General features: G+C 49.5%; 10 protein-coding genes. 3 read left to right on the top strand and 7 right to left on the bottom strand.

Annotated elements, in window-relative coordinates; translation table 11 throughout:
- Positions 1-160 precede the first annotated feature (160 nt).
- Complete coding sequence (locus tag NG833_RS25985; protein WP_254568174.1) at positions 161-2,860, bottom strand: EAL domain-containing protein; 2,700 nt, start codon at positions 2,858-2,860, stop codon at positions 161-163.
- A gap of 336 nt (positions 2,861-3,196) precedes the next feature.
- Between NG833_RS25985 and dapB the strand changes: the two genes are divergently transcribed.
- Both dapB and NG833_RS25975 read left to right on the top strand, forming a co-directional pair.
- Positions 3,197-4,024 (top strand): 4-hydroxy-tetrahydrodipicolinate reductase, encoded by an 828-nt coding sequence (gene dapB / locus NG833_RS25980; RefSeq protein WP_254568173.1) that lies wholly within the window; start codon positions 3,197-3,199, stop codon positions 4,022-4,024.
- 375 nt (positions 4,025-4,399) lie between these two features.
- Positions 4,400-5,092, top strand: a complete 693-nt coding sequence (locus NG833_RS25975) for a phosphate ABC transporter permease (RefSeq protein WP_254568172.1) — start codon at positions 4,400-4,402, stop codon at positions 5,090-5,092.
- A gap of 32 nt (positions 5,093-5,124) precedes the next feature.
- Here NG833_RS25975 and NG833_RS25970 read toward each other — a convergent pair whose 3' ends face one another.
- The 6 genes from NG833_RS25970 to NG833_RS25945 form a co-directional block, all read right to left on the bottom strand.
- Positions 5,125-5,754, bottom strand: coding sequence for a precorrin-8X methylmutase (locus NG833_RS25970; RefSeq protein ID WP_254568175.1), 630 nt, complete (start codon positions 5,752-5,754; stop codon positions 5,125-5,127).
- Between the two features lie 206 nt (positions 5,755-5,960).
- The gene (locus NG833_RS25965) at positions 5,961-6,791 is read right to left on the bottom strand and encodes an alpha/beta hydrolase (protein WP_254568171.1); all 831 of its coding nucleotides are present in this window, start codon (positions 6,789-6,791) and stop codon (positions 5,961-5,963) included.
- 366 nt (positions 6,792-7,157) lie between these two features.
- Positions 7,158-7,598 carry a hypothetical protein gene (locus NG833_RS25960; RefSeq protein ID WP_254568170.1) on the bottom strand — a complete coding sequence of 147 codons (441 nt, stop codon included), beginning with the start codon at positions 7,596-7,598 and terminating at the stop codon, positions 7,158-7,160.
- A gap of 86 nt (positions 7,599-7,684) precedes the next feature.
- Positions 7,685-8,671, bottom strand: a complete 987-nt coding sequence (secF, locus tag NG833_RS25955) for a protein translocase subunit SecF (RefSeq protein WP_254568169.1) — start codon at positions 8,669-8,671, stop codon at positions 7,685-7,687.
- Positions 8,672-8,698: 27 nt separating this feature from the next.
- Positions 8,699-10,117, bottom strand: a complete 1,419-nt coding sequence (gene secD, locus NG833_RS25950; RefSeq protein ID WP_254568168.1) for a protein translocase subunit SecD — start codon at positions 10,115-10,117, stop codon at positions 8,699-8,701.
- Positions 10,118-10,212: 95 nt separating this feature from the next.
- On the bottom strand, positions 10,213-11,193 hold the full coding sequence (locus tag NG833_RS25945; protein WP_254568167.1) for an alpha-ketoacid dehydrogenase subunit beta: 981 nt from the start codon (positions 11,191-11,193) through the stop codon (positions 10,213-10,215).
- Positions 11,194-11,791: 598 nt separating this feature from the next.
- Between NG833_RS25945 and NG833_RS25940 the strand changes: the two genes are divergently transcribed.
- Positions 11,792-13,159 (top strand): TldD/PmbA family protein, encoded by a 1,368-nt coding sequence (locus NG833_RS25940; RefSeq protein WP_254568166.1) that lies wholly within the window; start codon positions 11,792-11,794, stop codon positions 13,157-13,159.
- Positions 13,160-13,349 lie beyond the last annotated feature (190 nt).

Genomic DNA, 13,349 nt, shown 5'->3' with positions numbered 1-13,349 from the left:
ATTAAGATAACGACTGAAGTCGTTACTACGAACGAAGATTAAGATAACGACTGAAGTCGTTACTACGAACGAAGATTAAGATAACGACTGAAGTCGTTACTACGAACGAAGATTAAGATAACGACTGAAGTCGTTACTACCAACTGGGGAAAGGGTGGGATTACCAGGTGGGGTCTGACTTTAATAGGGCTTCAATTTGTTCTGCCGGTAAGGGTTTCGCGAAAAAATATCCCTGACCACATTCACAACCTAGCGATCGCAATTGGGCCAATTGTTCCGCTGTTTCCACCCCTTCGGCAATCACGTCCATTTTTAAATTATGGGCTAGGGCAATAATCGTTTTAACAATGGCTGAATTTTGGTCCCCTTCCCCCATCCGCATGACAAAGGACCGATCGACTTTCAAGGTATCCGTGGGAAAGCGATGCAAATAACTCAAGGAGGAATACCCGGTGCCAAAATCATCAATGCCTAACTTTAAATTTAAAGCTTTCATTTGAGACAGCATCTCGATCGCCAACTCTACCTCATCCATCACCACACTTTCAGTGATTTCTAATTTCAAACAAGCTGGATCAAGATGGGTTTGGTCTAAGGTTCGTTTGATAACTTCAATTAAATCGGGTTGAGCAAACTGTTTTCCCGAAAGATTCACACTCACCATTAACGGCGGATGCGTGGGAAATTCCTGCTGCCACTTGCAAATTTGCCAACAGGCAATCACGAGCACCAATTCACCTAAGGCCACAATAGAACCCGTTTCTTCGGCAACGGGGATAAATTCCCCGGGAAAAACTAAACCCCGTTGCGGATGTTGCCAACGCACGAGGGCTTCAAATCCGAGAATTTTTCCTGATTTTAAATCAACCAAGGGCTGATAATAGACCAAAAACTCGGATTCAATTTTGCCATTGACTGGGGTGGCCCCGGCATTAATGGCGCGACGGAGGTCGGTTTCTAGCTGAAATCGGGCCACGGCATTATTTTGCATGGCGCTTTCAAAGACTTGAGGGCGAGATTTGCTCAACGCTTTGGCGCGATACATGGCGGTGTGAGCATCTCGTAATAAATTGCGGGAGTCATCGGCCCGACCTAGGGCCATACCAATGCTGGCGGTGGTATAGATGGGTTGACCTTTCAGGATAAAGGGTCGGGCAATTTGGTGGTAGAGGGTTTCGCCGATGGTGATGGCATTTTCGGAATGATAGAGATTGTCCAGGAGGATGGCAAATTCATCTCCTCCGACTCGGGCGACGGTGACTGCTTCGATGCCATCGGTCCTGGGTTGGCGCATCAGGGTCCGGATTCGTTCGGCGATCGCAATCAGCAGCAGATCCCCCATCTCATGGCCGAGTCCATCATTGATTACTTTAAATCGGTCTAAATCTAGGAATAATACGGCTAACAAACGCGGGACCGGGGGGAATTTAGAGTCTAAAGAGACAACCGGATATTTTGGTTCTGGAAGTGTTTGAGTGGGCTTTCTTAATGTTAGAAAAAAGGGGAATGTCTTCGGTTGCGATCGCCGATAAACGCGATCGAGTTGGTTCATGAATGAGGTGCGATTTGGCAGTCCGGTCAAGTCATCATGAAACGCGGTATAGAGTAATTTTGAGGCGACGACTCCACTCAGGGCGATGGTAAAGGTGAGTACAGGGGCAGCGACGGGAATCCATCCCCCCCAATGAAATAGCCCAAATCCAATGGCGACAATGCCTCCAAATCCGAGGATAACCCCTAACCCCAGTTTGAGGGGATGTTGAATCTGCCATGCGATCATCCCCCCGATCGCACCACAACTGGCAATCCATAAAATCTCAATCCAGTTGGGTAAAAACCATACAATTGGCTTACCATCCAGGGCACTACTCAGGAGTTGACTCACCATTTGGGCGTGTAATCTCACCCCGGGCATTTTAAAGGTTTCTGTTTCCGTTTTGATGCCGTAGGGGGTAAAAAATAAGTCTTTCTCGCTGGATGCAGTGGTTCCAATTAAAACAATTTTATCTTTGATCCAACTGGGATCAACTTCTTGATTTAAGACTTGGGTGAGGGTTACTTCTTTAGAGATAGAACCGGGAGATCGATAGTTGAGCAAGATTTGATACCCATCGGCATCAATGGTTTGATACCCCCCAGAATGAGGTTCTAACTGCGTGATGTGGGCCTTTCCTAACACAATGCCCTGGGGATGGGTGGGACTATTGTCGATCGCAATGCCGCGATCGCTCATATATTTGAGAGTGACCCGCAAGGCAAAGGAGTAAAAAGTGTTTCCCTCTAAGTCCTGGGCAAAGAGTAAATTTCGGCGGGCAATGCCATCGGGATCATTAACAATATCATTAAATCCCACCGCCTCTGGGGGGAGATGAGGCGGGGGGGGAACTCCGGGTTCTTGAGCATCAGAGAGTTTGGTAATGCCAATCACATTGTCAAGGGATTGGAGTTGCAAACGCAGGTCTTGATGACCCGGGGACTGGGGGACATCCCGATACAAATCCAGCCCAATGACTGCCGGTTCAAATTTGGTGATTTCTTCCAAGACTTGGGCCACAATGCGATCGGAAAGCGGCCATTTTTGTTGAGTTTGGATATCAGCTTCGGTAATTTTTACGAGTAATAATCGGTCATCCAGTCCTGGATTATACCAGCGATTTCGCATCATCCAATCGTAGGTGACCAGTTCTAAGGGTTGAAACCCACCGACTTCTCGAATGGTGAGAACCACTCCGATCGCAATAGCAACGGCGATCGCCACGGAACCCACTGGGGTATGCACCGGGTTGAGCTTGATTTTGGCAATCTGTTCATAAACCCCAGATGCCAACGAGTTGACTTGGCGAGAAAATTTATCAAGCACCGTTATTAATTAAAAAAGTGGTTAAAAGAGGGATGGAGTATCAAGTTAAACGGAGCGATCGGCTCAATTCGGTTTCGGCGAATTCTGAGTCAGTTGTAGAGGATGTCCCGGTCTAAATTCCGATCCTCTTGATCCTGCCTTCCCTGCCCTAGATTGTCAATGGCCCAACTTCACTGAAGATCCACCCACTACCGGGATTAAAAGGGCTCAAGGTTCAATCCGGACGGCAATCTCAACCGGGCAACTCCCGCTCAACCTTACTATAGTATCGATATGGGGATTCCCCCGAAGCGGGGTAAAATTCCCTCATCTAGTTCCAGGGGACTTTATTGAAGTATGGCAAATCAACTTCCGATTCCAGTTGTCGTCAATGGCGCTGGGGGCAAAATGGGCCGCGAAGTCGTTCAGGCGGTTGCTGAGGCTCCAGATATGATATTAGTGGGGGCAGTCGATCGCAATCCTCAGTATCTGGGTCAAGATATTGGGGAAGTCATCGGATGTGGACCGTTAGAAATCCCGGTTTTAAATGACCTGGAAGGCACCCTGGGGATGGCACTTCAGGAAAAGCAATCAGCGGTGATGGTGGATTTTACCCATCCCAACTCGGTTTATGAAAATACCCGGGCGGCGATCGCTTATGGGATCCGCCCCGTGATAGGCACCACTGGCATGAGTCCCGAACAGATTCAAGAACTCGCTGCCTTTGCGGAAAAATCGAGCATGGGTTGTGCCATTATTCCCAACTTTTCCATTGGCATGGTTCTGCTACAACAAGCGGCGATCGCAGCCTCGCAACATTTTGACCATGTGGAAATCATCGAACTCCACCACAACCAAAAAGCCGATGCCCCCAGTGGCACCGCCATTCAAACCGCCCAAATGTTAGCAGAAATGGGCAAAACTTTTAATCCTCCCCAGGTGAAAGAAACCGAAAAAATTGCCGGAGCCCGAGGCAGTGATGCGGGAGAAGGGATTCGCATTCATAGTATCCGCCTCCCGGGTTTAATTGCTCACCAAGAGGTGATTTTTGGTGCAGCGGGTCAAGTTTATACCCTCCGCCATGACACTAGCGATCGGGCCTGTTATATGCCCGGAGTCTTACTCTGTATTCGCAAAATTCTCGAACTCAAAACCCTCGTTTATGGCCTAGAAAAACTTTTGTAAGCACTTTTTATAGAGTGAATATAGCAATTTTCACATTCATGAGGTCCGTCTATTCGATCCCCCCCTAGTCCCCCAGAGATCCCCCCCCGCCCCCCTTAAGAAGGGGGGAGCCGGAGGAATAAATGTTTCCATCACGGGGGAACCTGGAAAGTCCCCCTTTTTAAGGGGGATTTAGGGGGATCCTTCCCCAAGACACAGGGGAGGGGACCGGAGGTAGATTTAACCCGGGTTAATCCCACCGTAAGATTCAAGCTGATTCAATCAGCATCCCCCTCAAACAATCACTTCTAAAACTGCCATGATTTTCCCTAACTTTTCCTAACAGTTTCTTGCCTTTATCTTTGAAAAACTAACCCATTCTAAACTGGATTAACAATGCTGATTCCCTTAACCCGTGAAACTTTTGACGAACTCATTCCCGGCATTGCCACCGGCGCTCAATATGCTTATTATGGCGGTAAAATTGACAAAATTTTAAAGCGCGTCCTCATCTCTGTTGCGGGAATTGGACTGCTGACCCTAACCGCCAATGCACTACCCGACAACTGGCGACCTTTTTTATTAATTATTGGCATTATTTTCGGTCTCTATTGGTTATGGGGACCAATCGCCTCCGCCTCCCGAGAAAACTACCAATGTCGGCGTTATAAATACAGTGGATTTTGGCGGGGAGAAGTTTGGGATGTCTTTGTCACCGAAGAAGTCGTCGGGACGAAAGAAACCGTCAGTCCTCGGGGAGAACTGGTGATTGTCGAGAATCGTGAGCGCAGACTGAATTTAGAAGTCGGTGACGAAACCGGATTTAGTACGCGAGTGCTGGTTCCTTTACGGAAAGAACATAAGGCGATCGCCCCGGGAGATATGGCCGAAATGGTAGTCATGTCCAACCGTCCGGACCTCGGACGCATCGCCAAAGTCTCCGATATCTACCTCCCGCGCATCGACTTGTGGATTAGTGACTATCCCTATTTACGCAGAGATTTATTTGTAGAAATCAGCCAACAAATGGAAGAGTTAAATGCACCGCGACCCCGCAAACGCAGAGTGCGTCGAGAAGAATTTAGGTAGAGATTTAGGGCGATCGAGTCTCTAATTCATCCTCAAATCATTCCCCGTCCTTCCTGTCCATACGCTTGCCATGCCAAATCTACCAATCCATTTAAAATAGCAACGGCAACCACGGCACTCCCTTTGCGTCCATCTACCCGGATATTTTGAATCATCGAGTCATTCAGTCTCGCCTTTGCTGCATCCACCCCGACAAACCCGGCAGGAGTCCCAATCACTAAAGCAGGGCGAATTTCCTCCGCCTCGATTAACTCCACCAGAGTTGTCAAGGAAGTTTGGGCCTCACCCAGGATAAAAATGCCTTCAGGATAGCGTTTAGCGAGGGTTTCGATGCCCCAAGCAGCACGGGTTTTTTCTTTTTGAGGACGGGTGAGGGCATCCATCGAACAGTAAACCGGATTGGCAAAGGTGTTTTGGATATGGGGGGAAATACCAACTTGCACCATCGGCACATCCACCACAATCGTTGAGCGTGCCGCCAACGCTGCCGCACCCGCCTGGAGTGCTTGTTCAGAAAAGCGAATCAGGGATTTATATTCAAAATCAGCGGTGGCATAAATCACCCGCCGCACAATCTCATACTCCGCCGGGGAGAAGACGTGATCCCCGATTTCCCGGTCAATAATTGCCAGACTCTGAGCATCGCTGCCGTGCCATTCCATCTTTAGCGTTTTGTTATGAATCATTAATTTTCAAACTGAATCGCCCTAGTTTATCCCGGTTTCGGGACAGCCTAAAAGAGCGATCGCGCAAAGAGTGTGCTATTTCCCTTAGCCAGCACAATCATACCAGTCGATCGCCCTTCTACCAATAGCTAGGTTTTGGTTGCTCGGGACCCAATTTTGGACGCTAGGCGAGCAACTCGCGTTCACTCTGCCGGTTTGTTCCCCTCCAGTAACCCCACAAACCCCAGGAGTGCTGCGGAATGGCGATCGCCTGCCACCTGGATTAAATCATTATGTCCAGCACCCTCCACCCACAGCGCCTGCTTCGGTTCCGGTGCCGCCGCAAACAATGCCTCCCCATGCCAAAAGGGAATCACCTCATCCTCAGTCCCATGAATCACCAACACTGGACAATTCACCCGTTGGATGTTGCGAATATTATTAAACTTATCCACGGGATAAATCGGAATTCGCGTCACGGTTCTAAAAATTGAAGTAAATGAACTTTCCACCACCAATCCCCCCACCGGATAGCGTGCCGCCAACTCCAGCGCCGGTCCCCCACCCACCGATCGCCCATAAACAATAATTCGCTCCGGCGGAATCTTCAGGGTTTCGGTGAGATAAAAATAGGCTGCCTCCATATCCTGAACCGCCCTCCGTTCTGTCGGATTTCCCTCAGAAATCCCATACCCTTGGTAATCAAAACTCAACACGGAAAACCCGATATTCTGGAATTGCGTCAGAACCGGCAAAATATCCCCTAAATCTTCCGCATTGCCATGACTATAGAGAATCGTATAGTCGGCTTGCGGATTGGCTAAATAAACTGCTGCAATTTGCTTCTCATTTGCAGAATTTAACATCAGCATCCCCGGCAATTGAGAATAGGAAGCGGGTTGGGGGATAAATATCATCCGTTCTGAAAAGAAGTAGCCGTAAATGCCAATGGAGACATAAACAAACAGGAGGGATCTAACCAAGCGCTTGAGCGAAAATTCACCAATCAGGAGATGCTTCAGTTTCGGATTCATCAATTACACCCGCCCGGTTACCAAAGAGCTTTATCATACGGAATCCGGTTGTAATAGGTCTATAAAAACGAGCCACCTCAAGCCGTATTTGTAGGGGTGCTTCGGGAAGCACCCGTGGAGGCGCTTCCCGAAGCGCCCCTACAATTCGTTTTAATAGACCGATTACAACCGGATTTGGTATCAGATCCTAGCGCTACATGAGTTCGGAGGGTTTGGAGACCAAACCCCTACAAGAAACAACGATTTTTCATCATTAAATAAATTTACCCCCTTGACCGGGCTAGGTTTGAAAAGCGACCCTTAAAGGAAAGGTAACCGGCTGTTGCTGTGAGCTTTGAGAGGGAAAAAGAGGAACTGACGAGGGGGTTATTTGAGCCGGGGAGACTGGACAATCCTGGAATAGAGGGGATGAGAGGGGCCCTGTTGGCGAATCTGGAGGATTTGTTGTTCTAAACGCGATCGCTCTGATTGTGGCATTCCAAATAAGATGTTGCGACTTTGCCAAACCAGGACCGCCACCGTCATACTCACGGTGAGGGTGAGTCCGATCGCCGGGATCGGATTGTACCGCATACTCAGGGCATAGCGCAGACTCGCCCAGGTAAAATGTTCAGACAGGAGTCTGATATCGTCTCGCAACGCCCACAGGCTCAAACTCCCCACCGTGAGCCACAGCAGCAACACCACCACCCAACGAGCGGCAACGGTGTACTCATGTAACCGTTGCACTTCTTGCTCGAACGTGGGGTCTTGTGGCACCGGAGCGGAGTCGAGAGGGCGATCGCTAAAGTCGTGATTGTTCTCCATCAGAGCAATCTCAATTGATATCTCAATTGATAGAAAATCACTTTAACCTCGCTAAATCCAGAAGAACGACACAGCATTAACCCTGACTAACCCTCATTCGAGTCTGGGGATGCCTCCACAGGGGTTGGACCCTCTGCAACCGGGGACAGTTCTTGTCCGTTGCGTTGTCGCCACCAGACTAACAAGGTACTGGCTAAAAAGAGACTGGAATAGACCCCCGCCAAAAACCCCACAATTAAGGCTAGGGCAAAGAATTTGAGAGTTTCCCCGCCAAACAGGAAAATCCCAACCAAGGGTAACATGGTGGTAGCCGTGGTATTAATCGATCGCCCCAGGGTTTGATTCACCGCCTCATCCACAATTTGATCAATGGGGCGATTCAATTTATCCTGAGCGAGGGTTTCCCGGATGCGATCGTAAATCACCACCGTATCGTTCACCGAGAACCCGATAATCGTGAGCAACGCCACAATAAACAAGCTATCCACTTCTAACCCAAACCCCAGTCCCAGAATCGAGAAAATCCCCAGAGTAATCAATACATCGTGGAATAAAGCCACGATCGCAAACAGGGCGTAATCGAACTGGAACCGGAAACTGAGATAGACAATAATCCCGGCAAACGAGACAATCAGGGCCAACAGTCCTTGGGTAAACAATTGACGGCCAATGGTTGGACCCACGGTATCAATTTGATTCTTTTCTGGATCAAAACTGCCGAGTTCTGCCGTTAAAGAATTGATCAGTTGAGTGCGTTGATCCACATCCAGATTAGAGGTGCGAATCGATAACCCCAGATTCTCCTCACCGACCACTTGAATGCTACTGTTGCCTAATCCTTGGGTAGCGAGAATCGATCGCACCGTTCCCGATTCAATGGGGCGATCGCAATTGCCGGGAACCGAACAATCCAATTCCAACTGCAACCGCGTCCCCCCGACAAAATCCAGACTCGGACGCAGGGGTGCTCCCAACTGTTGCCAGGAAATCACCATCGAAATCAACCCAGCCACCACAACTGCGGCGGATAATGTCCACCACAATCGGCTTTGTTTATTAACATCTAATCTCATCGAATCTGCCTCTGGTAACACATCCCCCTAAACTTTCCTAACATTTTGAAGGTTCGGACAAAACAGTTCGGGCTTGCGAAGGTCATCAACACTAATCGCCAAAAACATTAACGTGCGACTGCAAGTAATCGCGGTAAACATACTCACCGCCACCCCAATTCCCAGGGTCAAGGCGAACCCTTTCACCAAACCGGCACCCAGCCAAAATAGCGCGATACAGGCAATCAGCGTGGTGACGTTGCTATCCAAAATGCTCGAAAAAGCGCGGTAAAAACCCGACTCCACCGAACGATACAAACTCTTTCCCGCCCGCAATTCTTCTCGGGTGCGTTCAAAAATTAGGACATTGGCATCCACCGCCATGCCAATACTGAGGATAAATCCCGCAATCCCCGGTAGAGTCAAAGTCACCCCCAACAGGGAGAAACTGGCTAAAGTCAGCGTCGCATAGATGATCAAGGACAGATCGGCGATCGCACCGGGTAAGCGGTAATAGACCACCATAAAAATCAGGACCAACAGCAGGCCCCCGATTCCGGCATAGATACTTCTAACAATGCTATCGCGCCCCAGGGTTGCGCCAACGGTGCGATTTTCCACAATTTCTACCGGCACTGGCAAGGCCCCACCGCGCAGTTGGACCGCGAGTTCATTCGCCTGTTGCACGGCAAAGTTGCCTTGAATCACGGCACGTCCCCCTGTAATTCCCGTGGTGGCAAATTCTGCGGGGACCGTGGGAGAACTAATCAATTGATCATCGAGAAAAATCCCCAGAGTCCGTCCGGTTCCCGCCAGATTCCGGGTCAGTTCGGCGAACAGATCTCCGCCTTCGTTATCAAAGACCAGACCCACATTCCAAGCCCCACCCCCGGCTTGGGCCGGTTCGGGATAGGCATCCTCCAGGTTAGACCCGGTGAGGGGGGTTTTTTCATAGAGTTGGAGATTGAGTTCCTGAATTTCTTCGCGCTTGCGATCGAACTCAGCTTGCTTTTCGGCAATTTGTCCTTGTTCTCCCGACTCTTGTAACGCCCCCAACTCTAGGGCGATTTGGGTAGCCTCTTGGATCCGCACGTCCAGTTGCGCCCGGATTTCCTGACTCGCACTTTCTTCGCGAAACTCCAAGACAGCCGTCCCCCCCAGCACCCGCTCGGCTTGTTCGGGATCGCTGACCCCCGGGAGTTGGACAAGAATCTGATCGGTCCCGACGGACTGAACAATCGGTTCAGATACCCCAAGAGCATCAACCCGGTTTCTGACTACGCTCTGTACAGCTTCCATCACGGAGGAGGTAATTTGCGGGACCTCGGGCGAGGGTCGCACCAGAAGGGTGAGTTGGGAACCCCCCTGAAGATCCAATCCCAATCGGAACGGGACATTCACCAACGCAACGATCGCGGCAATAACCAGAACCAGAATTAAAGCCAATAATGAACGGTTTTTTTGCATGACTTTACCTGTTTCTAGAGTTTTGAGAATTGAGTTTTAAGTTGTAAATTGAGACAATTTCACTCAAAACTCAAAACTCATCTTTCAACACTGTCTTATATTTTTAGGCCAACCATTTTTTGAACCGCTTCCACAATTTGGGGCGGTTGCACGATGGTTAGTCGCTCTAAGGTACCATTGTAGGGCGTGGGAATATCCTGGGACGAAAGTCTCAACACAGGTGCATCCAGCTCATCAAAGAACCGATCATTAATTGAAGCAATAATTTCAGCCCCAATTCCCCCAGTTTTCATCGCTTCCTCTACAATAATCACCCGATGGGTTTTGCGAATGGATTCCCCAATGGTTTCAAGATCCAGAGGTTTGAGGGAAATTAAGTCAATGACTTCCGGATCAAACCCTTCTTTCACCATCTGCGGCACCGCTTGCATGACGTGATGACGCATCCGCGAATAGGTCAAAATCGTGACATCTTTGCCCCGTCGGACCATTTCCGCTTTATCCAAAGGCACCAGATATTCTTCCGAGGGCAGGTCTTCTTTCAAATTATAAAGAAGGACGTGCTCAAAAAATAGCACGGGGTTATTGTCACGGATGGCACTCTTGAGCAATCCTTTGGCGTTGTACGGGGTGGAACAGGCGACCATTTTTAACCCAGGAACGGCCTGAAAATAGGTTTCTAAGCGCTGGGAATGTTCGGCACCGAGTTGTCGTCCAACCCCACCGGGACCGCGAATCACCATCGGCATTGTAAAGTTGCCACCGGAGGTATAGCGCAGCATGGCATTGTTGGCGATTTGGTTGAAGGCGAGGAGCAAAAAGCCCATGTTCATGCCTTCAATGATCGGGCGCAATCCCGTCATGGCTGCACCAACCGCCATCCCAGTAAAGCTATTTTCCGCGATCGGGGTGTCGAGTACCCGCAGTTCGCCATATTTTTCGTACAGGTCCTTGGTGACTTTGTAGGATCCGCCATACTGACCGACGTCTTCACCGAGGACGAATACTGTAGGGTCGCGGGCCATTTCTTCGTCAATGGCGGCTTTGAGCGCGTTGAAGAAAAGGGTTTCTGCCATCTTCAAGGTGGGTAATGGGACAAGCTTTTATCTTATACCATTGCATTTTCCAGACGCTAGAGATTTTAGAGCATCGGTAAGGTTTTCAATTCTAGGGGGTTGGGTCCCTCTTGAACGGGTCGCAGAAGCCCCTCGGGGTTGTCTGACTTTTCCTGTACCGATCCGGTACTGAGGCGGCAGGAACCCAAAACCGGGCTGATAGGGAATCCGGTTGTCAAGTCTATAAAAACCCGCAGGCTCAAGCCTGGGGCTATACAGACAAAGCCTGCCTACGCAGGCTACTCCATAAGAACGACTTTTCATACCCGGATTTGGTATGATTCCAAATCCGGTTGGTAAGAGTCGGTTTTCGCTCCGCAGCCCGCGCAGGAGAAGCTCTGTTCGTATAGCCCCACCCTTGAGGGTGCGGGTTTTTATAGACCTTTAACAACCGAATTCCGTATGATGGCCCTCAGAATGCTGCAAAAGGTTCCAAATTTTCTGGCATAACCCCGGTTTTTAATCGCAACTGTACCGGGGTCCGAGTTTGGCACATTAGACTGGAAGTAAGAAAGATTACAAGTTGTCAAATCGGGAAAGTTAGCGCGTGAATCATTCAATGCAGGATCGGTTACTCTCGACGATCGCCCCTTACCGCGATCGCGTCGATTATTTAGAAATTCGCATGGAACAAAGCGAATCCACGGCGATCTCGTTTCGCGGCGATCGCCTGGATGCGGTGAATCGCAATTTTTCCCTCGCGGGAGGGGTCCGCGCCTGTCATAAGGGGGGGTGGAGTTTCGTCACGTTTAATGGATTGGAAGAGTTGGGCGATCGCCTGGAAGAAGCGATTTCCCAAGCTAAATTAATCGGTTCAGAAACCACTCAACTGGCTGATATTAAACCCATTCAAGATTATGTCGCCGAGTCCTTACTCCGGGACCCCCGGGGGGTCTCCCTGGAAGAAAAGCGGCAAATGGTTGAACAGTATAATCAGCTATTGCTGGATTTTGACCCAAGGATTCAAACCACCAGTTCCAGTTATCGCGATCGCTTTGGCATTACCTATTTTGTCAACTCTACCGGGACCTGTATCGCCCAAGAACGTCTGGATGTTTCCGGCGGTTTTGGGGCGATCGCCCGAGGGGAAGGGGGTTTAGTCCGCCAAGGCTATGAATCGGTCCACTCGCGATCGGATTATGATGCCTTCACCGGCATTGAAGATCGGGTTCGCAGTGCCGCAGAACGCGCCATTCGTCAATTAGAAGCCAAATCTGTTAAAGGTGGTCAATATCAAGTAGTTCTTGACCCCTATCTTGCCGGAGTCTTCATTCATGAAGCATTCGGTCATTTGTCTGAGGCGGATTTTGTCTATGAAAACCCTCAGATGCAGGAAGTCCTCCAACTCGGTAAACCCTTGGGAATTCCCCAACTCAATGTGGTGGATGATGCCACGATTCCTAACCTACCGGGTTCGATGAAATATGATGATGAAGGCGTCGAGGGTCAACGCAAATATTTAATCAAAGATGGGGTTTTGACTCAGCGTTTACATAACCGAGAAACTGCCGGAAAAATGCACGAAGCACCCACGGGAAATGCTCGCGCCCTCAGTGCCACCTACGCCCCCATTGTGCGGATGACCAATACCGCCATTGAAGCCGGAGATTGCTCCTTTGAGGACATGATTGCCAATATTGATGAAGGGGTTTATGCCGTCCGGATGCTTGGGGGTCAAACCAATGGGGAAATGTTTACTTTTGCAGCAGCAGAAGGGTACATGATTCGCAATGGCAAAATTGCCGAACCTGTGAGTGATGTGACGCTTTCGGGGAATGTGTTCCAAACCCTGAAGGATATTCAGGCGATCGGTGCTGATTCGGTTTATCTGAATGGTGGATGTGGTAAAGGCGGACAATCTCCGTTACCCGTTAGTGTCGGTGGCCCCCACATTTCCATTCAAAATGTCGTCGTTGGCGGACGATAAGCCTTTGCATTAGATGAAAGGACTAGAAACCGGGTTTCTCGACAAGATTTCTGCAATTTGCCACAAATCTTGGCCAGAAACCCGGTTTCTCACCCCCAAAACCAATCCCCAGGCACAGAAACCGGGTTTCTCAACAAGATTGCTGCAATTTGCCACAAATCTTGGCCAGAAACCCGGTTTCTCACCCCCA

Source organism: Oscillatoria sp. HE19RPO (genome assembly GCF_024220515.1).
In the GTDB taxonomy this organism is placed as follows: domain Bacteria; phylum Cyanobacteriota; class Cyanobacteriia; order Cyanobacteriales; family Laspinemataceae; genus Laspinema.
The sequence above is the reverse complement of the archived record's forward strand: the minus strand, read 5'-3'. Positions and strand labels throughout refer to the sequence as shown.

Coding starts and splice junctions, on each gene's coding strand:
- NG833_RS25965 (WP_254568171.1), bottom strand. CDS start 6,791: ATGAATCCGAAACTGAAGCATCTCCTGATTGGTGAATTTTCGCTCAAG.
- NG833_RS25940 (WP_254568166.1), top strand. CDS start 11,792: ATGCAGGATCGGTTACTCTCGACGATCGCCCCTTACCGCGATCGCGTC.
- NG833_RS25960 (WP_254568170.1), bottom strand. CDS start 7,598: ATGGAGAACAATCACGACTTTAGCGATCGCCCTCTCGACTCCGCTCCG.
- NG833_RS25945 (WP_254568167.1), bottom strand. CDS start 11,193: ATGGCAGAAACCCTTTTCTTCAACGCGCTCAAAGCCGCCATTGACGAA.
- dapB (WP_254568173.1), top strand. CDS start 3,197: ATGGCAAATCAACTTCCGATTCCAGTTGTCGTCAATGGCGCTGGGGGC.
- NG833_RS25970 (WP_254568175.1), bottom strand. CDS start 5,754: ATGGAATGGCACGGCAGCGATGCTCAGAGTCTGGCAATTATTGACCGG.
- NG833_RS25975 (WP_254568172.1), top strand. CDS start 4,400: ATGCTGATTCCCTTAACCCGTGAAACTTTTGACGAACTCATTCCCGGC.
- secF (WP_254568169.1), bottom strand. CDS start 8,671: ATGAGATTAGATGTTAATAAACAAAGCCGATTGTGGTGGACATTATCC.
- secD (WP_254568168.1), bottom strand. CDS start 10,117: ATGCAAAAAAACCGTTCATTATTGGCTTTAATTCTGGTTCTGGTTATT.